The organism is Butyrivibrio sp. AE2032, assembly GCF_000702965.1.
The window spans coordinates 393,114-416,589 of the sequence record NZ_JNLF01000004.1 but is presented as its reverse complement, the minus strand read 5'-3'; the positions used below and the strand labels follow the sequence as shown (position 1 = coordinate 416,589).

General features: G+C 38.3%; 16 protein-coding genes. 14 read left to right on the top strand and 2 right to left on the bottom strand.

From position 1 onward, the window contains the following. Nucleotides 1-8 precede the first annotated feature (8 nt). Entirely contained in the window at nt 9-1,037 is a 1,029-nt protein-coding gene (locus BO18_RS15895) for a GGDEF domain-containing protein (RefSeq protein WP_034447902.1), read from the top strand. Between the two features lie 5 nt (nt 1,038-1,042). On the opposite strand, the gene BO18_RS15890 is transcribed toward BO18_RS15895, so the two are convergent. Beyond that, nucleotides 1,043-2,623: an SH3 domain-containing protein gene (locus BO18_RS15890; protein WP_034447900.1), complete on the bottom strand. Its 1,581-nt coding sequence runs from the start codon at nt 2,621-2,623 to the stop codon at nt 1,043-1,045. 120 nt (nt 2,624-2,743) lie between these two features. Here BO18_RS15890 and BO18_RS32925 point away from each other — a divergent pair, with 120 nt between their 5' ends. Genes BO18_RS32925 through BO18_RS15870 form a run of 4 tightly spaced genes read left to right on the top strand, consistent with a single transcriptional unit; the run spans nt 2,744 to nt 6,332 of the window. Beyond that, the gene (locus BO18_RS32925; protein WP_051688826.1) at nt 2,744-3,835 is read left to right on the top strand and encodes a toll/interleukin-1 receptor domain-containing protein; all 1,092 of its coding nucleotides are present in this window, start codon (nt 2,744-2,746) and stop codon (nt 3,833-3,835) included. Between the two features lie 27 nt (nt 3,836-3,862). Beyond that, nucleotides 3,863-4,702, top strand: a complete 840-nt coding sequence (locus BO18_RS15880) for a glycerophosphodiester phosphodiesterase family protein (RefSeq protein WP_034447899.1) — start codon at nt 3,863-3,865, stop codon at nt 4,700-4,702. Beyond that, nucleotides 4,702-5,376, top strand: a complete 675-nt coding sequence (locus BO18_RS15875) for a response regulator transcription factor (protein WP_034447898.1) — start codon at nt 4,702-4,704, stop codon at nt 5,374-5,376. The genes BO18_RS15880 and BO18_RS15875 overlap by 1 nt, the downstream gene beginning before the upstream one ends. Then, a complete protein-coding gene (locus BO18_RS15870) occupies nt 5,376-6,332 on the top strand; it encodes a sensor histidine kinase (protein ID WP_034447896.1) in 957 nt (318 codons plus the stop codon). Before BO18_RS15875 ends, BO18_RS15870 begins: the two co-directional genes overlap by 1 nt. A gap of 264 nt (nt 6,333-6,596) precedes the next feature. Here the strand turns inward: BO18_RS15870 and BO18_RS15865 are convergent, their stop codons facing one another. Continuing rightward, nucleotides 6,597-7,910: a lipase family protein gene (locus tag BO18_RS15865; protein ID WP_034447894.1), complete on the bottom strand. Its 1,314-nt coding sequence runs from the start codon at nt 7,908-7,910 to the stop codon at nt 6,597-6,599. A 222-nt stretch (nt 7,911-8,132) separates the two neighbouring features. Here BO18_RS15865 and BO18_RS15860 point away from each other — a divergent pair, with 222 nt between their 5' ends. From BO18_RS15860 to BO18_RS15820, 9 genes are all read left to right on the top strand, one after another. Continuing rightward, nucleotides 8,133-8,981 carry a TIGR02452 family protein gene (locus BO18_RS15860; protein ID WP_034447893.1) on the top strand — a complete coding sequence of 283 codons (849 nt, stop codon included), beginning with the start codon at nt 8,133-8,135 and terminating at the stop codon, nt 8,979-8,981. A gap of 195 nt (nt 8,982-9,176) precedes the next feature. Further along, nucleotides 9,177-11,216, top strand: a complete 2,040-nt coding sequence (locus BO18_RS15855; protein ID WP_185752478.1) for a vWA domain-containing protein — start codon at nt 9,177-9,179, stop codon at nt 11,214-11,216. Nucleotides 11,217-11,243: 27 nt separating this feature from the next. After that, nucleotides 11,244-14,666, top strand: a complete 3,423-nt coding sequence (locus BO18_RS15850; RefSeq protein WP_034447891.1) for a tubulin-like doman-containing protein — start codon at nt 11,244-11,246, stop codon at nt 14,664-14,666. 55 nt (nt 14,667-14,721) lie between these two features. Next, a complete protein-coding gene (locus tag BO18_RS15845) occupies nt 14,722-16,638 on the top strand; it encodes a hypothetical protein (RefSeq protein ID WP_034447889.1) in 1,917 nt (638 codons plus the stop codon). 15 nt (nt 16,639-16,653) lie between these two features. Next, nucleotides 16,654-17,304: a hypothetical protein gene (locus tag BO18_RS15840; RefSeq protein WP_034447886.1), complete on the top strand. Its 651-nt coding sequence runs from the start codon at nt 16,654-16,656 to the stop codon at nt 17,302-17,304. Between the two features lie 22 nt (nt 17,305-17,326). After that, entirely contained in the window at nt 17,327-18,895 is a 1,569-nt protein-coding gene (locus BO18_RS15835; RefSeq protein ID WP_034447884.1) for a TRAFAC clade GTPase domain-containing protein, read from the top strand. Nucleotides 18,896-18,924: 29 nt separating this feature from the next. Beyond that, nucleotides 18,925-21,357, top strand: coding sequence for a hypothetical protein (locus BO18_RS15830; protein ID WP_034447882.1), 2,433 nt, complete (start codon nt 18,925-18,927; stop codon nt 21,355-21,357). Further along, nucleotides 21,357-22,334: a hypothetical protein gene (locus BO18_RS15825; RefSeq protein WP_034447880.1), complete on the top strand. Its 978-nt coding sequence runs from the start codon at nt 21,357-21,359 to the stop codon at nt 22,332-22,334. The genes BO18_RS15830 and BO18_RS15825 overlap by 1 nt, the downstream gene beginning before the upstream one ends. 50 nt (nt 22,335-22,384) lie before the next feature. Beyond that, entirely contained in the window at nt 22,385-23,476 is a 1,092-nt protein-coding gene (locus tag BO18_RS15820) for a tetratricopeptide repeat protein (protein WP_034447879.1), read from the top strand.

The window sequence follows — 23,476 nt, the reverse complement described above, 5'->3', positions numbered from 1 at the left end:
GAGCCGGTATGGATCTCAAGAGCGTACAGAAGCTTACATATACCATCAACTGGATTATCTTACTCCTGGTGTTTGGTCTTGCTGGGTTCTTCTTCGTATGCAAAGCGACATTTCTCTTATGGTTCAGCATTCCGACCGCGCTGGTCTACGTCATCGGATTTATCCTGATACGTAAAGAGAAGCTGGATATCTATGTAAGGATTGTCTATTTCTGGCTGACGCTCTATATGAGCATTACCACGATCTGCCTTGGTTACAAGATCGGGTTCCACCTGTACTGCCTTTCCATGATCCCGATCATCTTCTACACCGAATATATGGCATCAAAGATCGGGAAGAGAAAGATCAACGCGTTTGCTGTCAGCGGCATAATCGGATTCTGTTATCTTGCATCCACGGGATATGCGGCCTGCATCGGTCCTGTCTATAAGGTCGATAACATAATCTCCGGCCTTTTCTGGGTATTCAATTCAGTGATAGTCCTGTTCTTCCTGATAGTATACTCGAGCATAATGCTCAAGATGATCGGCGACTACGAAGGAAAGCTTACGGCTATAGCTCTTACCGACAGGCTGACGTCGCTCAACAACCGTCATTTCATGGTAAACAAGCTGGAAGAAGCCGTAAAGAAAGACGGTGAGATGTTTGTCTCGATGGCTGATATCGACAATTTCAAAGGTATTAATGACAAATATGGCCACAATGCCGGAGATTATGTATTAAAGACCGTCGCACAGATAATGACGGATACGCTGAAGGACTGTGTGATCTCAAGATGGGGCGGCGAGGAGTTCCTGGTCTTCTCTGACGGCAGCGCTGAGACAAAAGGGTTCGATCTGACCGAGCAGCTCCGCAAAAAGATAGAAGAGCACAACTTCACATTCGAGGGCAACAGCATAGAAGTCACCATTACAGCCGGGGTTGCCGGTTTCAAAAAGGGACTTACTGTAGACGAGTGGATCAAGGAAGCTGACGATAAGCTCTACTACGGCAAGAGAAACGGCAAGAACAGGGTGGTCCTCAAGGCTGAAGGATGAGGATGTTATCTTTCGGGAATAAACATCAATGCTGTCTGTGAGATCCCGAGCCAGGTGTTCATCTTGGAATTCTTTACGTACAGACTGTTTATTACAACGCTCCTCGGATGCAGTATCTCCGAAGACCCGGGTTCGACCAAAGTGCCGACGGCGCTGATAACATAAGGCACTCCGTCAACAGTGCCAAGGTAAATCATCATGTGACCTGTAAATGATATTAGACTCCCCGGGTACAGTTTTTCGATCTCGGCGAGCTTTTCCTCATCTGACATATCGCTCAAGTCGACTTTGTATATGCCTTTGGAGTTGGACTGTCCGACACGAGGAAGGAGCACTCCAAAGCAGCGGTAAATCTCTCTTGTTATTCCCGTACAGTCGTTGGCGCGAAGATCTCCGCCCCAGCCGTATCTGTCTCCAAGGAGCTTCATCGCCTGTCTTACTATGTTTGCGGGCGTCAAAGGCAGGAAGCCGACATACACGTCATCAGATACGGGTATGAGGAAGTATTCGTCTTTGATATAACCGTCGCTGCCTCTTGTGGGTATCTTTACAACATAATCGCAGAATGTTGCTCTCTGATTGATCTCGGAGGGAGCATCGTCAGCGGATACAAGGGACATGTATGTTCCCATGGGAAGAACTAGGTCTTCAGTTGAAGTGAGATGAGGATCATCACCGAGCCTGATCTCACGTGCCGTTACAACGAGCCGGTTTTCCGGGAACTGCCTGGCCTGCCAGTCGTCCCTGTCTTTGCAGAGTGCTATGGCATCTTTTCTTACCCATGATGAGAAGCTGTCGAAAACAACATAAAGATATTCCCCGTCCAGGCTCTCGTGCAGGACGACGACCGGCATGAACGGCATGCATTCGGAATAGAGCATGTAATCGAAGAACCTATCCGACTTGCCGTTATATACTTTATCTTCAGTTGGGAAGAGCCTTACGGTCATGCGCTTGACCGTGAACCCGTATCTGACTTTGACTTCGTCTTCCACGGCATCCATATTCGAAAGTTCAACGAGATTCTGCCAATAGCCTCTTGTTGTCTGGTGTCCGTTCAGATAGTACTTGGACGGCTCATCGGGTACGGAGTCGGCATTCTCTTTGAGGAAGGCCCTGAGGATGTTGCCGTCCATGACTTCTCCGAATTCGTCGAATTTGGGCATTATTACTCCGTCTCCGGTCTTGTTGGTTGCCCTGTTGTTGTAGTTGAACTCGGTTATCTCATCGGCATCCATGAGGATCCTGTTGTCATCCTCGCCGATCCAGAAGTCGGCTCTCATCATTTCGGGTGTAACACCGTCTATCGAATTCACATATTCCGGGTCAACGTCATCGTTCCATATTGCGGTCTGGTATGTTTCTTCAGAAACAACAGCTTCCGTTGTCTCCTCAGTCGTCTCTGCGGTAGTGGCCTCTGTAGTTGTCTCACTGATCTCCGGCCATGTTGTGGCGGATGTCGTGGGAAGACTTGTCTCATTGGCTGCGGACTGACTTGAATTTACGATGCTGCAGCCGCATAGGGTTGAAACCGCCAGGGAAGATGCGAGTATGAAAGAGACTGTCTTATATCTTTTGCTGAACATTAGTGCTCCTGAGTATAGTCCGGTTTTGGATAGATTATATTATTTTTTGTCATCAATACCTAATTGTGCTATCATTCACAATATATCAGTAACCTTCTTAGCTTATATGTGGTAATCAATATGTATCAGATATTTATCAGTTATAGACGTTTGGGTGGTGAAGCGCTGGCTTTCCTGTTACACGAGAAGTTGACTGCGGAAGGATACAAAGTCTTTTATGACATTGAATCGTTGGATTCCGGCCGTTTTGATACTAAATTGCTCAAGATCATGGACGAGTGTTCAGACGTTGTTTTGGTATTGCCCCCGAATTCTCTTGAGCGTTGTAAAAACGAAGATGACTGGCTTCGTCAGGAGATTGTTCATGCCATAAAAACAGGAAAAAACATCATACCGTTAACAATGAATGGTTTTGTTTTTCCTTCAGACCTGCCGGACGAATTATCCACATTACAGAATTATCAGCGCGTCAAGGTGGATTTCATCTATTTTGACGGCGTTCTTGACCACATCAAACGTTATCTTCACGCTGGTAAGAATCTGAATAAGAATAATACTTCTTCTAATCCTGATTATAAGCATATACTGTTGTGGAGTGATTTTGATTCGGCAATATTGGATAAGCTCATAAAGAAACTGGATTTTGATGACAATTACGACTTTGAAATCTTGGAAGATGCTTTGGACATTCTCTCGAATGATCTGTCAAAGATAGACACGATCATCCTCATGACTACGGATGTAACCAAGTTTACGAACAACTCGTCTGCTTTGGCGAGATTAAACCAGTGCCTTGTGGATTATGTGCGTTCTGGCGGAAGACTGATTTGTGCACACGATATCATTTACAGAAGGACCCGAAACACCCAGCTGCAGGAACTTTACGGTTGCACGATCACGAATTTTGAACGCACCAGGACCGTCAGATATGTTAAGACAGATATCTGTAAGGAGGAGGGTTTGTTTGAATCTCTTCTGGATTCCTTCAGCCTGACTGACGGTGAAGTATGCTGGGGTGAGTTGGCTCCTGATGTAAATGTGTATTTCGAAACGGAAAACGGATATCCTTTGGTCTTCTCGCGTGAGTATGGCACAGGAATATGTTTGTATTTCAATTCCGGTGACTATAACAATACTGCCCCCGGATCCATCCTGAAACCTGAGAAGCAGTTTGTTCTTTTGTTGAGGGAATTGATCAATTTTGAGTATTGATACCGCCAAATAATCGGAGATGGTTATATGCATGTCTTTGTAGTTGTTGTTATAGTTTTTCTTTGCGTTTTGCTCATATTGTTCGGTCTGTATCTGTTTGCCATTAAACCGGGTGCTGACAGGACGGCAAGAATGAAACCCTTTGAGGAAAAGATGATCGCTCACAGGGGTTTCTTTAATAACGACAGTGATGCTCCGGAGAATTCATTGAAAGCATTCAAGCTGGCTGTGGAGAACGGGTATGGTATAGAGCTTGATGTTCAGCATACTACTGACAACAAGCTTGTCGTTTTCCACGATGAAAACCTCAAGCGTATGTGCGGTGTTGATAAGAAACTGTACGAATGCAGTTACGATGAACTTCAGCAATATCATCTGGCAAACTCAGATGAGAAGATCCCGTTGTTTTCAGATGTCCTGAGTATTATCAAGGAAGATGTGCCATTGATCGTTGAGATCAAATCCGAGGGCGATTGGAAGACTACGACCGAGATGACGGCTGAAATGATGGATAAGTTTCACGGGATATATGTTATCGAGTCTTTTCATCCCAGCGTTGTAAGCTGGTTCCGCAAGAACCGTCCTGACGTGATCCGCGGTCAATTATCGATGGATTTTTTCATACAGGATGTTACGCAAACCTGGATCGAGAAACTGCTGCTTACAAATCTTATGTTAAACTTCCGTGCGCGTCCTGATTTTATTGCTTACGATCATCACAGCGTTAACCAGTTTTCATACAGGTTGTGCAGGAAACTGTTTACTGTTGAAAACGTTGCATGGACCATCCGCAGCGAAGAGGAACTGCAACAGGCAAAAAAGTATTTCAAATGCTTTATCTTTGACAGCTTTACTCCGAAATCATAATGTATAAGATCTATATCGTTGAAGACGACAGGGGAATAGCGGACGGGATAACGACCTGCCTAAAGACATGGGGTATGGAAGGACGCGTTGTCTCCGATTTCATGAAGGTCATTGAAGAGATAGACGAGTACGAACCCCACCTGATAATCCTTGACATCACTCTGCCTTACATGGGCGGTTTCCACTGGTGCCAGGAGATAAGGAAGAAGAGTTCCGTTCCGATAATCTTTATATCTTCTGCTGCAGATAACATGAACATCGTTATGGCCGTGAACATGGGTGCCGATGATTTCATTGCGAAACCCTTCGATCAGAGCGTGCTTATAGCAAAGGTTTCCGCACTCCTCAGAAGGACTTACGATTTCAGCCAGTCTTCAAGCACCGTAGAGGTCTGCGGTGCCGTCCTTAATATGAATAACAATACACTCTCATACGATGGCAAAGAGATCGATCTTGCCCGCAACGAGTATAAGATCCTTCTTACTCTGGTTCAGAATAAGAATAAGGTAGTAAGCCGTGAGAAGCTTATGGAAGCTCTGTGGGAAACTGACTGCTACGTCGACGAGAATACATTGACCGTAAATGTCGGCAGACTCAGAAAGACACTTGAGAGTATAGGACTCAAAGACATAATCAAGACCAAGTTCGGCGTGGGATATATCCTGGAGGATTGATGCTGAAAGATTATCTCAGATCAAGGCTGAAAGTCATTATCCTGATCTTTATCGTGATCGGCGTTTTCGCGTCATCTTATTTCCTCTTTGACATGCCTGCCGTAACGGTACTTTATCCGTTGGTGCTCTGTGCTTTTATCCTTCTTATCGCAGGTGTCGTGGATTTTCTGATAACCCTCAATAAGCATAAAAAGCTTACGGTAAGAGAGATGCCGAACCCGGTAGACCCTATTGAAAAAGACTATCAGGAGATAATAAGCAAACTCAAAGAAGAGGAAGAGTTCTCGCATAAGAAATCTACCTCTGACTACAACAATATGGTCGAGTACTATACAGTATGGGCGCATCAGATAAAGACACCGATCGCTTCCATGAGACTTCAGATACAGTCAGAGGACTCGGACCTTGCAAGGCGCCTCGACAGTGACCTCAACAGGATCGAAGCTTATGTTGAGATGGTTCTCACATTCTTAAGGCTCGATTCTGACAGCACGGATTATGTGATCAGGGAGATCAGCTTGGATGACGTCATCAAACCTGCAATAAGGAAGTTTGCCAGAGACTTCATTTCGAAGAAGCTCAGAATGGATTTTAAACCTACCGGTGCAATGGCCTTATCAGACGAGAAATGGTTATCCTTTGTGATCGAGCAGGTAATCTCCAATGCCGTCAAATACACGAGCACAGGCGGTATCAGCATCTATATGAAAGATACAGGGATACTTTGCATAGAGGATACGGGAATCGGCATCAGTAGCGAAGATCTGCCCAGGATCTTTGAAAACGGATATACAGGCTTTAACGGGCGTGAGGACAAGCGTGCCAGCGGCATCGGCCTTTATCTCTGCAAGCGCATTTGTGACAACTTGGGACATAAGATATCGGCGGAATCCAAACAGGGTGAGGGAACGAAGATATTGATCGATCTTAACAGTCAGATGATTGGGATTGAGTAGGATAGATGTCAGCTAAATCTTCTGAATTTAGTATTGCCTGTATCATAGATACAAATAATTGATTTGTACGGATCTTTTTGAGCTCTAGGCAATCAGATATACCCCAAAGAACAGATGTGACGCAAGCGCGATAGTGCTGTCAATTTGATCAGCCAGCAGTCAATTTATGTTTAGCTCAGAAAAATCTATAGGTGAAGGCCGTAATCCAATTATATGGAACGTATAAACATGATTCGCTATATTCACGCTTAACCCGTCGTAATATCAGCGTTTTCTTTTAAGTGTTAATATCACTTGCTGATCTGACTCCTCGTAGAATAGCCTTATTACATCAGGCGTATGAATGGTAGCTCTGAAAGGCGTTTTCTTTGAGTCATTATCGGAAAGTTCAAGATCGAACCAATAGTCTTCGACTGAAGAGACAGCATATTTCCCGCTTTGATCACCGCTTTTGAAACTGCCGTCGCTGTTAAATGTAATCTCAGTTGAAAGGGTACCACCAGAAGCATTTGAATCCATTACCCATGTTCCTTCGAGATTAAAGCATCCTTTTGAATCAAACATTGTCGGATTGCCTTTTTCGTCGAGAAATCCTGCTGTTAATGCATCGTAATAACCGGCCATAACATGGCTGTAATAACCATCATCGCAAGTGAATACATAATCAAAATCACATGCGAATAATAGGATTTTCCCAACCTTGTTCTCGTATGTGTACCAGCCGCCGGACGGTTTGAATAACTGGCTGCCATTAGGACCGAAATCGTCGTAGTAGTTAAAGATGTTCCAGACGTAGTAGTCAGGATAAGGTTCGCTGGTAGCGTTGAGCGACCCGAAAGTATATCCGTATGCGCATTTATCGTATTTCTGAAGATCTGCAACAAGTAACTGAACAGGAGTGCCACCAAGACTGTGACCGGTAAATAAGAATTTTACGTCAGCAGCAAAACTGCCGGAATAGTTATTTACATAGTTCACTAAAGCATTTTGGATTTGAGTCGCATAATCTACATAGCCATAAAAAGACTTAAACCCATCATAACTGTATGATGAAATTAATAAGCTGCCTAATCCGTCATAGAAAATACTATCCTGATATCCTTCGGTTCCACGGCATACAACAACTATTATTTCAAATTCTTTTCCGTCAGGAGACGTCATTTTTTGATGTCCAATAGCAAAAGCGGTGGACAGATCGGAATCTTTAGTTGACATGTTTAACGCTTTGCTACCCTTGTAATTTGGATAACTGTACAGACAAATATCTTCCAATCCTAAAGAATCGTGCAAAGCATCTGCCAGGAATTCAGCTGTGCCGATTGACCTGTCATTTGATGCGGCACTTATCGCGGCGGCGGTCCTGGCCAAATCGAGATTGAAAACGCTCGGATCATCTTCAAACAGATAACTGTCCCAATAAACCTCGGCTGTGCCACTGTCATAATTGTCGTTGTATTTTATTGTGACGAGGTTGCGTTTGGGACTGCTATCCTCATTTGCTTCCTGATTTTTGCATGCAAATAGCGATAACGAAAAGATTATTATAAGAAAAAAGGTAATGTGCTTTTTTATTGACATGCGGCTTCTCCTTAAGGGGATATGATTAGGACAATAGATGATTCAGATAGTTAATTGTTATGTACCTACGTTTAAATGTAGCATATGATTAAACGCATAGAAATACTATATGATGATTATGACAAAGTATGCTCTTGGGTATTGTCGATATTATTAATCAAAGAATAGACATACATAGTCTAAAATAATTAGTAAATCAATATTTTTGGAGGTGTATTCCCGATGGCTGACCGAATAGAAAGAATTAAGATATTCGAAAATACCTTGGAAATGTGTGATGAAAATGAACGCTTGTCTCAGTCTGTATCCAGAGCAATTATTAACCAGAAAATCTATTGGGAAGATGATGCTCTGCAATTTGAGTCGGGAAAACCTTTCAAAGAAACAGAGTTGTGGCTGACCTCTAAACGTTCGTGTGAAGCTGCAAAAGAATACTTAAATAATCCCGGTTCTAATGGTGTTTGTGTGTTGAATTTTGCAAGTTTTGTTACGCCGGGTGGTGGAGTTGTTAGAGGAACTACGGCACAGGAAGAAAGCATGTGTCGAATCAGCACCTTATATAGATGTATATCTGATGAAACCGTAAAGGCTTTCTATGAGAGCCATAAAGAGAAAATCAGTAATAAAGAAGTAAACAGGCGAAATAATGATGACATTATTTTCACCCCGGGCGTTACTGTTTTTAAAGCTGACACATTCGATTGCGAGCTTTTAGCTGACAACGAGTGGTATGAGATAGATATTATTACATGTGCAGCGCCTGATCTGAGACAATCTTATGATGATAGTGAGTATGCTCCGACATATCAGGAACTATTAGAAGTGCACAAGAAGCGTTGGAGACGGATTCTTTCTGTTGCATTTTTGAATCAAGAGCGAGTTGTAATTCTAGGAGCCTTTGGTTGCGGAGCTTTTTACAACCCTCCGCAAATCGTTGCTCAGGCAGCAGAGCAGGTCTGCGAGGAGTTTGACGGGATGTTTGAAAAGATAGTCTTTGCAGTTTACACAAAAAACTATGAAAGCGAGAACTATACTGCATTCTCGAGAATTAAAGGAATAAAAGAGTTATAACTTGATGAAAATGAGTTAGTTTTTATTATTCAATGGAAAAAATTAATAAAATTCGCAAGAATTCCTTGTGCACTATGCCTAGCGGTAAATAAAATGTAACTTATTTTTTGTGCAGGTTGTAAATAACGCTAAACATGTTAAAATCATTTAAGAGTCTGAAATATGGCTATATGTTTTTTGTGCGTGGTGAATAAGATGAGAAGAAAAAGGGCGTTAGTTTCATTGTTATCCATCGTGATAACGATCGGTTTGCTTTTTTGCTGTGTATCAGCTGATAATTCTGATAAAAAGCAAAATAATAACAACAGGTTTAATGTTGTATTTGTCTTAGATTCCAGCGGTTCCATGAAATGGACGGATCCTAACGGATACAGATTTGAAGCTATAAGCCAGTTTGCCAACTTGCTTGCTACCCGTGGCAACTATTTGGGTGGATTTGTCTATTCAACGAAGATTGAACAGGAGATCAATCCGTCTCTGGTCAATTCCCAGCAGGATAAAAATAGTGTTACGGATTCATTGGAAGCGATCAAAGCGTCCGGTGATACAAATATAGGCATGGCGCTTCTTACTGCTGTTAATGCACTTAATGAATATGGTGATCCCAATCTTCCTTCTGTAATAGTTTTGCTTAGTGATGGTAATACGGATCTGCCGACAAAAGACGAATTGAATCAGTCATATGAAGATAAAGCAGAGGCTATCGAGTTAGCAATTAAGAGTGACATCCCGATTTATACAATTTGTCTGAATTCAAATGGTACTGCTGATACAAACGAAATGAAACAGATATCTGATGCAACCGGTGGCGTTTTCAGAGAAGTCAGCGGAGCTGAAGATCTTAATGATGTGTTTAATACGTTCTATGAGTTAATCTATGGAACGACGACAATTACGATTGTTGATGATGAATTCCCGGATAACGGTGTCATTGAGAAAACATTTGATATTCCAGGAATTGGTGTAGAAGAAGTAAATATTATTATTCACGGTAATACGGATAGTTTGGATGTATATACTCCTGATGGTAATCTGGTAGATGCTTATGTTACTGAATTGCATTCGTTTACCATGATCAAGGTCACCGATGTTGTTCCGGGCACCTGGAAGATAGTTGCAACAGGAATACCGAAGGATCAGATCAAGATCAACATGGTCTATAATACTAACCTTTCGATTTCTTTAGATGTTGATAATGATAACGGCATAATAGATAATTCATCGCCGGCACATTTTTCTTCCAGGTTGAGTTCAGGAACTACTGTAGCTACAGAGGCCTCTCAATATACAGGTTATGAGGCTGAACTTAAGATTATGAACGGTTATGAAGAAGTCATTAAGAGAGTGCCAATGACTGTGTCAGGTGATTGTTTCCAAGCTGATGTTGATCTTGATGACGGTGTCTATTATTTTGAGGCATCATTATCAGGTAACTATATTACTAAGGAGTCAGAGAAGACTGGTCCTTATAATGTTATGACAGTAGTTCCAGCTGCTACACCTGTTCCGCCTAATACTGCTCCGAAGCCGGTTCAAGATCAAATCGAACATAAAGTGGATAATTGGCCTTATGTCGGTGCAAAGCCTTTAAATGTTGATCTAAGCAAATTGGCTACTGATAATGAGGATTCTGTTTTGAGGTATAGTATTGAGTCCAGTTCATTTATGGAGGGCTCAGATTATACTGTATCAGGAAATGAATTATCATTATTTAATTGTAGTTTGAAGAAGGGCTTATTCATTGTAAAGGCAACAGATTCCGGCGGCCTTTCCTGTGAAATTACTATCAATGTTTTAAGGAATGATATTGGAGAAAAAACTATTATTATTCTGGGAATAATATTGTTACTTTTGATAATAGCTCTCAGTACGATTATATATATTTTTTTGAATAAGAAGTTTATGGGTAATTGTTTTATCCGATATTTCGATGATGCTACAGGCGATTATCGTGATGAGATCATGGTTCATAAAAATAGAGGAAGATTATATCTTGTTCCTTTTAATTCGCCTGAAGCAAACAGGATTTTTGACTCGAAAAAATGCTTCTTCCAAGCTACGGGTAAATATGATATTAAGTTTATTACGAATAAAAAAGTATTTGCCCAAGGTGAAATGAAGAACACGATTGAAGTAAGTGGAAATGGTTTTGAGATTGATGTCAGACCTTCTCAGAATTCCACTAATGGCATTAAGATTCGATTTGAAAGCATGTTAAAACCAGAAATTAAATAAATGAATTTAATAAACGGAGGAAATATTATGTATCAGAAATTATTGCTTAACAAACAGGGCGGAATTGTAGATGTAGCTCAACAGATGGAACAGGATAACTGTGCGGTTATTTGTATCGGTTTAGGTGGAACCGGAGTTGATTGTCTTAAAAATCTAAAGGCAAAAATATATAATCGTGTTCTTCCGGATGATCCTAAATCTGAAGTTCCGCACTATGATCATATTAGATTCCTGGCGGTTGATTCTGATGAAAACTCTATTTCTGTAGAGAATAGTAATTTGGGAGAATTCTGTCAAATTGATAGAAAGAATGAGTTTTTTCCTATTTCCTGTAATTGTGATATTTCTGAGGTTTTTGCTCATCATCAGGGGAAATTGGACGAAGATCCTGCATATCGTGATTGGCTTGAACATACCAAAATAGATGCTCTGAGTGCACTTGCCGGAGCGGGTGGTGTTCCACAACTTGGTCGATATCTTTTGATGGAGCGCGCAAAGCCTTTTCTTGAGAAAGTAATTAGTGAATTAGATCAAGCCAGAGCCGGATTAACTAATCCTTATGTATATATACATATTTTTAGTGGAATAAGTGGAGGAACAGGTTCAGGCACGTTTTTAGATGTATGCTATCTGGTTAGAGAGGCTGTTAGAAAAACTGTAGCAAAAAATTGTTTTTTGTGTGGTTATTTTTTCATGCCGGATGTAAATTGTGCTAATGGATTAGATACTGAGACTGAGCAATATGTAAAAAATAATGGATTTACTTCTCTTCAGGAACTTGATTATTGCATGAATTTTGAGCGTAATGGAGATAAGTGGTCACAGTATTATAAGGGTTTAGGTTTAATTGAAAGCCGAAAAATGCCGGTTGATATTTGCCATCTGATTTCTGCAACGACATCGAATGGTGATATTTTGCCTGACGGATATGATTATGCAATGAATGTAGTTACAGATTATTTCTTAGATTTCTTAGTTAAAACAAATAATAAATTTACTATGGAATCTCACATTTCGAATTATAATTTAAAACTTGGTATGTTAAACAAAGAATTTGGAGCTACTTATAAGTACTGTGTTTTAGGTGCAGCAGCTGCAACATTACCTTTTAAAGATGTTTTGACATACCTTGCGGCTGAGTTTTTCAAAAAGATGTCTACAATCGTAAATGATAAGATTCCAACTGAAAACAATTTAACTGATTTTGTGAATAGGAATTCATTATCTTATACTCAGATTTATGGCCTGTTAACTCAAGGCGCTGATTTAAATGCTTTTCCGCTACCTGTTGTCGATTGGAGAAACGCACAAGCTAATGATAATCTGACAGTGACATATTTTACAGATATAAAGAGCAGGGTTCTCGGTAAAATACAAGAGAATTATTCTTCTCTTTCAAGGAAGATTGATGACTACACAACCATTTCTGATCCTCGAACAGCAAATACAAGATCAATTATTACCCGAATCTTCGAAGCATTGAAATATCTGGCTGCAGATCCTTCTTGTGGTCCTTTTTATGCTGCTAAGATGTTGAGATCAACAATTAGTAAGGACCTTGTAGCTGTAGTAGATGGTTACATAAAGACTGCTAATGATCAACGAGAACAGGAAAACGCTCAGGAAGAAAGATTATATTCAAGTTGGGAACAGGCTCAAAGAGAGTTCTTTGCCAGCAATACTAATAGTCTAAACGGTGATAAACGATATAAGAAATATGCTAATGCAACACGAAATTTAACTATTCATCGTGCCCAGGTTGAAGCATATACATATATGTATGATTTACTGAAGACTTTGCGTTCACAGTTGACCAGTCTTTCTTCGGAATATATGGATCTTCTTGCAACTACTGTAAAGCGCTTAATGGATACATTTGATGAGAATAGAAGATATCTTGCAGAGGGTGGAGTTGCTAATCGTCCAAGTTATGAGATACCGATTGCTACGATAAATGATGTTATGCCTGATCTGTTAAGCACGGTGGCAGCAATGAATATGGATCAGAATATTACTAATTTCATGCAGGTCATGACATCAAAAGAAGGCGTAGACGCTTGGATAAACAGTAATGAGGATAAGATTTCAATGTTTATAAATCATTACTTTACGGATGTGTTCTCTGCATATTCTCAGAAGACAATGACAAGTTATCTCCAAACAAAATACAATACACAATCATCAGATCAACTAATTGACAGAATTGAGAATGATCTTATGCATGAATTGTTTATTAGGGCAAATCCGATGTTTTGGACTTCCCATAGTTATAATGTTCAAGAGGCTTCTAAAATAGGTTACATAACGTATCCTGCTACCAGTTTGGAAGTAACAACTGCTGCCTTGAATATGGAGAATTCAAATAAGAAAGAATTTAAGTCACGTGATGGGGCTGTTTCAGATAGAATTTCAATAATGAGATGTTATGTTGGAGTTCCGCTTTTTGGTTATCAAGGTATTGTTTTATATGAGAATAATTCTGTCGAAAGTAATATTAGTGGACAGCATATTTATGAAGGAAAAACATATAGAGACGGAAATGGCGAAATAAAAAAGGGAAGAGATTGGAGGGAACTTGCTTCTCCAACACCAATAATATTGATGAATGCTACCGATAATAATGCGCGTTTAATGGAAAATGCTAGAAATGCTAAGTTGCTTTATTTGAGTGCTGTAAAACACGGAATAATACAAATGTCAAATAATGACGAGTGCGAAATACACACTATTAATGAAAGTTTTATGGATGAATTCAGAAAAGTTTTTGAAGATGGTAAAAGAAAAAGTGATGATGCATCCAAGCTTGAAGCAAAAAATAGATTAGTAAATATGTCTAAAAATATAATCTATGATGATACAACGAGTTTGATTCCTAATGATTGTTCAATTAACGAAGAGCAGAATAAAGAAAATGTTAGAATAGACCATTTTATTATTTCTCCTTGTTTGCAGGCTATCGTCAAAAATGAGATGGCTAAGCACGAGGAAATTGATGCTGCAATTGATGAACTAACTCCTAAGGTTAATATATTGCTTGAACAATTTGAAAGTATTATGTTTGCTGGTATTGTCAGTTATACTCCTCCGTTTATCAACTTTGAGAATGAGTTTGGAGAAACTATTGAACTAAATAGTCCGGAAATGAGTCACTCGGTTGTTCCGCTTTATCAATCATATCTGAGCTTCAGTAGCCTTGATGAAGATTTGCGAGAAGAAATGTGCAAGAAAGCTGAAATTAACAGAAAAGCTTTTGGTACTGATCCGGAAATCAAGAATTCAATTAATACATCGTGTCAAACAATATGGGATGAGCTCAAAGATCTTAAGACGCCTGTTCAAGATGCTGCAGTGTCGTTCCCTGATGAGATTGATGATCTTAAAGATTTTCTTAAGAGAATTAAAGGAGATCTTAGTATTTTTGCAAAACGATTTGGAATTAAGCTTGTATAACTCATATTTGATATATGCTTAAATTAATTATGATTGGTTTAGTAGGTTTTGGTAGATGAATAGTATTAGTGAGATAATAATCAACTCTGCGGACAGGTTATTACGCCATAATGATATTTCAGGGTCTAAATATCTGCATCCGTGTTATCCAACGGTTGTATTTTATTTTGGAAAGAAATCTCAAGCCTATCATGCAGAAATTATTAAAGATGTTGAGCGAAGCTGGGGTGGAAATTCTCAGTATGTTTTGTTTTATTCTTTCGTTGATTCATTTTCCGATTTTATCGTTGACATGGACGGAAAAGAAGTATCTTCTGACGTGCTTTTGTCTCAGCTTACCCGGATTATGAGTGCTGAAACTTGTGTTTATAAAGAAATGAATAAAATTGCTCTGTTTTGTTATTTTGATACTACTGATGCTGAAAGCGCAGAAGAATTTGAGCGTTGGTATATGAAATATAATATTATAGAAAAAGAACTAAGCATGCCAATTCAATCTACGTTGGTTCTATTTCTCAACGAATCATTAGCGAGAAGAGATCTTTCTGGCGAAATTAGAGCAAAAATACTAGAGTTGTATTGTAGTTCTGAGGTTCGAGATTCAGAGCGCCATCTTTATAACACTGTGTTTGCCTTAAGCAATCATTTTAGGAACGGATCATATTCACAGGGGTTTGATGTTGGTCATCAATCCCATGTTGATTATAATCTTCCTGCTGATGTAATTTTGTTTGCAAATACTGTGGAAGATAATATGTATATAACATATAAATCCAAATTTGTAGACAAAAAAGTTCCTGCTTTTACAGCTTCTTATGGATTGGTAGGAAAACCTAATCGTGAAATAATGCTCTTGTCTCTTAAGATTGCTATGGATTCTATAATGGATTCGATAAATGCTTCCAAAAATCAATTTGCAAATCCAGACGATGATTTGATTAGGAGTCTTGGTATAGCAAATGGAAGAATATCTAAAGCTGATGCTTTCTATACTGATATTAGACAATTTTTGCCCGATAGTGGTTTTCTGAAGTATCTTCCTTATACAGATGAACAGCATATCGAAGAGAACTGTTTCGGTAGAAATGGTAAAGTAACTAAAGAATGTCTCATTGCCTTTGTTAAGGAAAACCATCTAAAAGTTGTTGAGAATGAGTTCGAAAGACGCCGCGATGCAATTTGTAATGATATTGCTTCGGGAGTCAGGAATGGATTATCTTCGATAAAATTCAATTCAATTAATCTTACTTCTGTAAAGAATGATTTGAAATCGATGTTTAAAGTTAATTACGATGTATTAGAACAGATGCCTATAAATCAAGCGGTTGATCTTATGGTGAGAGTCGAGATTTATAAACTTTATGCTGATGTCATGTGTGAATTGATTGACCAGATTAAGGTTGAGGCTGAACATAGTATTTCTTCGTTTAATGAGTTAAACAGGAATATTCAAAGTGATTATTCAATAGGGCATAGTATTATTGGCGGCAAAAATGACAGATATGAAGAAAATGCAAAAAGATTTTTTAGCGACCAAGGCAGAATCGCTGAACTCTACTCTAAATTTTTTAAAATTGGGAATAGTAAAGAACAATTAATTGAGATATTGCTAAATGAAATAAAATTGTTATTTGATTCAGATCCAATATATCATATGGCATTTCTTAATGTATTAGCTCTGATGTTTGGGAATATGCCGGTTGGTATTCCTTCGTTTGTCGCAGAAAAATTGACTGCTAATATTGAGGAACGAATTGAGTTTTTCTCTAAAGGTGTAATCTTTGAAAGAGTATTGGAATTGTATTTTCTTAATACTGATAACAATGATGATAATATGAAAGAGTTGATAAAATATCTTCAGGATATGGATACTGCTCCAAGGTCTGAAATTCGACTTTTTAATTCAAGCAATGATGATAATATTGAGACCATTTGGTTTTATGAATTGAGCGAAGATAATTTTGTTGGATAATTTGGAGGTTATAATTTGAAATTTTCAGTTTCTGATTTTAATGAAAACCACTTTACAGCTGATTTGCAGTGTGTAGACGATTCTCTCAATTGGTTATCTAATGGTGGCGGCCTTTTTTTGATGGTTAGAACAGGATTCAAAAAGAGGATTGATATAAGAAGTGTTCTGAATACACTGAATTCTTCGGATACTTATGTAAACACCAATGAATTGATTGATAGGGAAATTATGATACAGGAAGGTGTCTACATAACTTTTTTTGAGGTTTCATTTACTAATAGCTTTAAGATTGTTACTAGACCTGCTACTTATTCAGTTTATTGTTGCCAATTGGATGAGAATTCTAATACTGTTACGGTATTCCAATCTTCAGAACAAAGTAATTATTCGCGTAATGTTTCTGCAAGAATAGAGGTAGCATGTACATTTGAACCTGCTCAAAGAAAAGGTGTATTCGGTAAAAAAACAAAAAGCAGATATGCAGTTAAAATACCGAATATCCCGAATTATAAAGAAGGATTATTTTATAGAATCGGTGATACTGGAAATGTATACCCGATTACAGAAACTATGACAAGTAGAAGTTTTTTTGTTGATTGTGAGAATTCGGAGAAAATACATATTTTTTCGCAATTATCCGATGGTTATGATGTAGTGGAAATTTGATTCTCTATTTGGAGGTAGTATTATGCCTGATAAAAAAATAACATGCCCCTTCTGTTTTAATAGTTTTAACGACCAAGATGTTCATTTTCGAATGGAGACGGTTTTTAAGGATGAGGAATTAGATCCGGAAGGAGAGGCTCGCACTAAAGAAGATCTTGAAGGCATTATATTGACGACTAATGATGAAGAAATAATTCAGAGAACCAGAAGCGTCATTGAACAATATGAGTTTAGAGCTCATTTTCAAGCAGGTCCGGATCAGACCTATGAAGATTTTTGGAGAAATTTTGGTCCTGGAACCACCGAAGAGAGTTTTGATGCTGTTGATGGAAGAACTAAGTCGATAAAGCCGTATCATAGGCCTGTTTATTCTATTAGCAAGAAGGAACATAATGCTTTTTTCAGCAAAGTTGCGGATAAGAAAACTATAATAGAAGACGATCTGGTTGTAGGTGCGACTGACTGCTTCGGAAACCAAACGAAGCGACGTGTATGTCCTTACTGTCATAATCCTTTACCTGGTAAAAGTTATGGCCGCTATCCTGTTCTTTTTATTCCTATAATTGGTGTGACTGGTTCTGGAAAAACTGTATATTTATCACAGGTATGCAAATATATAACTAGATCATTAGCAAGATATAGTATTTCATGCAATACCACTTCGCAATATGCTGCTCAATATGTAAGCCGCTTTCCTGTTAAGATTGGATCGCAACTTCCAAGACCTACAGCTCCTGAAGTTCTTTTGCAGCCTCTGTGTTTTGATGTTGCGTATAGAGATAACAATGATATTGTGCATAATCATACATTAGTGTTTTATGATATAGCCGGTGAGAATTGTGTAAATCCAGAAAAACTTGACAGATGGGGAAAGTTTATTCTGCATGCAGATGCCATAATTTTGGTTATAGATCCTATACAATTTACGATGGGTACGGAGGCAGATGAACCCTCGCAGGTTTTAAATACTATATATAATACGTTGGGCGCGGATAAGCTTACGAAAATTCCTTTTGCGGTTTGTGTTTCAAAAGGTGATAAAGCTGCAAAACATATTTTAGGAACTGAATTAACTGATATTGTTGAGGTCAAAGATTCCTTAGGCGTTCCTCTCCCTAAGTTTAATGCAGACGACTATAATGCTGTTAATGATAAGATGAGTGAATTTGTAAGAGTAACTGATGGAGTTTTGCATAATGAATTGCAAACACATTACAACAATTATAATTACTTTTTATTTTCTGCATTAGGCTGTGATGTCGAAAAAAAGGGGGAAGGGGTTTTTGAACCTGTTGCCATTCCAGTTCCTAGAAGAATAATGGAACCATTGTTGTGGATCCTGGAAGAGTATAGATATATTACGGCAGAAGGGATTATTCATGAGCCCACAGACTGGTTTTGCCCTGTATGTAAGCAGAGACTAAAGCATGAAGTTAAGTATTGTCCTAAGTGTCATGTAAATGCTGGTCAAAGTAAGTGTTATTGTTTCAGATGTAATGTTGAATATGAATATAATAAAGACGGTAAGAATTACTGCCCTAAATGTAAAAGAGATAGTGATGGAAAGAAAAAGTCTATTTTCTCGTTTTAGTGAAATGAAAATTAGAGGGAGGCCTGCAAGTGGATTTTAAACAAGCTTGTTTTACCAGAATCGGTGGTCAGGGTTCAGGTGATGGCTGGCAGTTGGTCAATTGTTCGCCTACTCTGAGTGATAAAGATTCTTCGTATTTTTCAAGTATTCAAAATGCAAATATTACTCCTCCGGTTTTCGATCCTGAGGATAGTCAAACGAAAATTGTTGAAGAATTTGTTGTTAATCAGGATTCTGTGTTTTTAACCAAAATCAAGTATGATGTTGGTACGGATCCGTTGGGTAGATCCATTTCTTTTGCACATTCTTATGTTTTTGGGCTGAATGATTATGCGCATAAACCTCAAGAAGTGCTTTTTGCTGCTGATTCTAATTTCCATTTTTCAGTTGATACTACAAAGGAAATTCCTGCTTCGCTTGAAATGATGGAAGTGCTGAGTCTTAAAGAATGCGTTGAGAATGTCGGTTTGACCAAAGAAACATACAAAAAGCTGATGAGGTGTGTTTTTTATATTCTCGATAGTAAGTCTCGAGATATTTTGCATATTATTTGTGATTGTAAGTCTGAAACTATTGCCAGAATTCTTATGTGTATTCTTAGTGCTATGCCGATCGAATACCGTAAGAGAGTTACCTATTCAACTTATTTGTCTAGAGATTCAGCATATAAAGCTATCATCTTTGATAGAACTGATAAGGCTAAAGGAGAATATTTCTTTAATATAAAAACCGGTGCAAATAATGTTCTTTCAGATATTCTTATAAAGAAGATGAAGCGATATGGATTTATAGATGTAATTCCTGAAGGCTATGATACTGACATGTCTCCGGAGTTTTATTTCGAGAATTTGGATATCGAGTTAAAGAAATTTGTTGATAGGCAGCCAATTACATTGGAGCTTTATAGAGTTGCATATGAGATTATGATGGCTACGGCTAACGGCAATGAATCTGATGCTCCGGAGGATTATCTAAAGAGACTTAATAATCTTCTTAATGTTCCATTAGTACATCCCTATATCGATCAGCAGATTCAATATGCTTTGTCTGATATCATGGAAAGAGGAATTATAATCCCCAAAATGTTAGAAGAGAAAGTCCATAAACGTTTGAGTGAGACCCGTAATGATAATCTGAAGAGTTGCGGACAGCAATTTATTGTCGATAAGATGCTCGAAATGAGCTCTAAAGATGCTGCTCAGATGCTTAACAAAGAGTATGGAAATAATAAAGATGAGTATAAAAATATTGAAGAGTTATTAAAGAAGAATGAAAAAGGACAAGAAATATTAGATTACGCTTTTGTTTTGAAAGCTGATGATGTCGTTCCAGATGAGGAACATATTATTGCTTTCTATCGTGACACGTTATCGATTAAGGATAGAGATATCGTTTGTGAGTCGCTTTTTGTTGTATTGAAAAGATATATCGACAAAATTACATCTGAGAAAAAGAAGCCAGGTTATATTCTTGATGTTTGTTACAGATTGATGAGCAGTGTCGGTATTTATGATGAACAGAAACGTCTGAGCCTGGTTCAATATTTGAAGCAAAAGTATTGGGATAATTATAATCTTGAGGATTTTGATTTTGGACAGGATTATCTTAACTCGTATGTTATAGATGCGATCATGCTGCCTTCGCATAAAAAATGTATAGTGGTTGATGATTTGTTTAATATGTTAGAGAGTTTCTTAAATTACAGAATTGATATATTAGAGAAACTAATGGAGAAGTATTTTGCATCTCATCAATCTCCTCTTTCTTTTTCACAACAGAAGATTATAGAAGAAAAACTGTTGAATGAGTGTTTGCGATTAAAAGGTGATAGACGCGTTAGTGGAAAAATAGACAATTGGATATGTCTTTTGCATGGTTTTACTCAGATGAAAGAGAATCCTATCAAAGTCTTAATGAATGCGCCTATAGGGTCTTTTACGCTTTCTTTTGATATTGCATGTGAAAACTCGCGATTATTATCCGATGAGAAGTACTGGAATTGGTTCATGGATAATATTCGGACATATAAACCTGAAGGTAAAACTGAAGAGCACTTGATCAATGAAGTTCAAAAGATTATGAGTCGCAAGAAGAAAGGTGGGGTTAAACCATCTAACTCGAATTTTGGATATCAATCCGGTGTGAGACCTTCTTTTGTTCCGGCTAATTCACCTGTTCAGAGTAATGGACAATTCTATCCGTTTGTTCCTAACAATGCAGGAAGTGGTATACCTGATAATCAGCTTGCTCAGAATAACGGCTTGGGGGAAGTAATTCAAAGTGCATTTGTCCCATTAACCGGCAATGGTGAAAAGCCTGCCGATCCTGTTTTCCCTAATAGTGATGTTGGGGTTGTATCGAATAGTCCATTTGTTCCATTGAAAGATAATGGCGATGTGCCGACTATTCCTAATTTCCCAAATAGTGAAATAGAAGACAAAGATAATGGCGGAACCGAATAATGGTAAATCAAGGTAATGCTCGTTTTTTTTATAGTGTATGTAGTGGATATAACTATTATACGGTTGAAGAACGTAGTATTAATGTGTTAGGGTCGGATCGGTGTATTATCCGACATTTTAAGACTGGAGAAGAATACTGTTATATTGATATTGCAGAGAACAGAAATTATATTGATCATTGGATCAAAATGATCAGGCATAATGTTGACAGTATAAAAATATCTTGGCCTGTTGATGTTATTGAACACGATGAAAAATATGCTCTGGTATTTCCTTTTGAGAATATTCCGAGAAACCTTAAGCCTTTGAAGACTTTATTTACAGGGAAAGTAATTGGCGACAGTATAACTTGGGGCAAGGCTCATTTTGAATTGATGAGTGATTTCATGAATGCAATGATTGCTCTGGATGAAGCCGGATATGCCTATTATGGTTTATCAGATGACCATTGTATTTATTTTAATGATAAGAATAAGATCTTTATAGGTTTTACTAGATATATAACTTGGAGTGATCACGCTTTTGCTGTTGATGTTCATGGTATAGATCATCAGTATGCTGATCCATTCTTTTATACTGAGGATTCAAAAGGAAGAATGGATCTGCTGAGCATGTATCATACCGTTTCAGTGTTCCTTTTCAGACTCCTTATTGGGAAATTGCCTTTTGACGGACATATCATGGCTGCTATTCCTGATCGTGGCGAATATGAATGGATAAATTACTATCACAAGAATTCCATTTACTTTATCTTCGGTGATGATGCAGACGAAGAAGGTGCAAACTTGATAGGCGAAATGGCTGACGAAGAAGAGTATATAAATCGATGGCAAACTCTGTCTCCTGAAATACGTGATTATTTTTCACGTGTGTTTCAACATAAGAATGTAATGCGGGAATGTACACCTTTTTATGTTACACCACAGCAATGGAAGCAGATACTTACACCATGGTTTAAACAGTACAAAGAAGACTAAATGCTAAACTATTATCGCTAATCTTAGTATTATCCGAGTAAGGAGCAGCAATGGGTTTTAGTAATTTCAAAAATGTTATTGACAAATGTGATTCTGACAAGCGTATTACGAAGACTTCAGTGGCGCTTAAGAAGATAATAGATGAAAATGGCAGGAACATTCTCTCCGATAAAAATGCTTTGTTTTCTTTGATCGACGAAGCTGCATGTTCTGAAAAGTCAAAGCTTCAGGTTAAGCTTATTCTCGGTTGCGACACAGTCAGAAAGAATCTTATAACTAAAGATAACAGGCTTTTGTTTAAGATGACTGATATCGACAATATGCTCCATATTATTTGCAGCGAAACTGGTCTTACATATATAGCAGCTGTTGAGACACTTTCTGATATTCTCTACGCGCTGGGTTTGGATTTTGGAATTGAATATAGTCCTATTCTTGAGGGGGATAATGTGAAATTGGCAATTCATGCTATTCTGCCTTCTGATTATGTTTATGACGAATCTGTGCGGGTTCGCAAAGAATTTTCAGAAATTGCAAAGACTAGCCAAAAGGAACTCGATCAAAGAGAGAAAAACTTGCTTAAAGATATAATTACTTTGGCAAACGCAGGTGTTCCCGAGGGGTTTTATCTGTTGGCAAAGTGTTATCAGCTTGGTTATCTCAATACTGTGTTGAACCCAGTGAAAGCTACTGAATTAATCAAAGCGGCTGCTGATGCGGGACATACAGAGGCTATTGCTGAATTGGCTGATACCTATTATGAAGAAGACTCATTTCTCGAGAGGTCATTTGATAAAGCATTCTATTATTATACTAGACCCGGCAGTGTTCCTCTCAACTCAAAACGTCAAAGACGTGTTGAAGATATTTATGATCAGCGTAAGGAAAACAAATTTACCATTGCTTTTCTAATTGCTTCAACTTTGCTTTCAGTTTTGTTCCTTGTTTTCTTTAATAAAGGAATGTTTTCTGACTCCAGTCGTCTGATAGTAGGGATAGTTTTTTTAGCGATTATCGTTTTGTACGATATAGCAGTATTTGTTTACTATCATAAAACGAGTAAGTTTAACAATATTCGAACCGCTGTATTCCTCCAATACTTCCTTTGGATAATCTATATCTTTATTCTTGAATTGGCGTGA

Coding starts and splice junctions, on each gene's coding strand:
- BO18_RS15895 (WP_034447902.1), top strand. CDS start 9: ATGGATCTCAAGAGCGTACAGAAGCTTACATATACCATCAACTGGATT.
- BO18_RS15890 (WP_034447900.1), bottom strand. CDS start 2,623: ATGTTCAGCAAAAGATATAAGACAGTCTCTTTCATACTCGCATCTTCC.
- BO18_RS32925 (WP_051688826.1), top strand. CDS start 2,744: ATGTATCAGATATTTATCAGTTATAGACGTTTGGGTGGTGAAGCGCTG.
- BO18_RS15880 (WP_034447899.1), top strand. CDS start 3,863: ATGCATGTCTTTGTAGTTGTTGTTATAGTTTTTCTTTGCGTTTTGCTC.
- BO18_RS15875 (WP_034447898.1), top strand. CDS start 4,702: ATGTATAAGATCTATATCGTTGAAGACGACAGGGGAATAGCGGACGGG.
- BO18_RS15870 (WP_034447896.1), top strand. CDS start 5,376: ATGCTGAAAGATTATCTCAGATCAAGGCTGAAAGTCATTATCCTGATC.
- BO18_RS15865 (WP_034447894.1), bottom strand. CDS start 7,910: ATGTCAATAAAAAAGCACATTACCTTTTTTCTTATAATAATCTTTTCG.
- BO18_RS15860 (WP_034447893.1), top strand. CDS start 8,133: ATGGCTGACCGAATAGAAAGAATTAAGATATTCGAAAATACCTTGGAA.
- BO18_RS15855 (WP_185752478.1), top strand. CDS start 9,177: ATGAGAAGAAAAAGGGCGTTAGTTTCATTGTTATCCATCGTGATAACG.
- BO18_RS15850 (WP_034447891.1), top strand. CDS start 11,244: ATGTATCAGAAATTATTGCTTAACAAACAGGGCGGAATTGTAGATGTA.
- BO18_RS15845 (WP_034447889.1), top strand. CDS start 14,722: ATGAATAGTATTAGTGAGATAATAATCAACTCTGCGGACAGGTTATTA.
- BO18_RS15835 (WP_034447884.1), top strand. CDS start 17,327: ATGCCTGATAAAAAAATAACATGCCCCTTCTGTTTTAATAGTTTTAAC.
- BO18_RS15825 (WP_034447880.1), top strand. CDS start 21,357: ATGGTAAATCAAGGTAATGCTCGTTTTTTTTATAGTGTATGTAGTGGA.
- BO18_RS15820 (WP_034447879.1), top strand. CDS start 22,385: ATGGGTTTTAGTAATTTCAAAAATGTTATTGACAAATGTGATTCTGAC.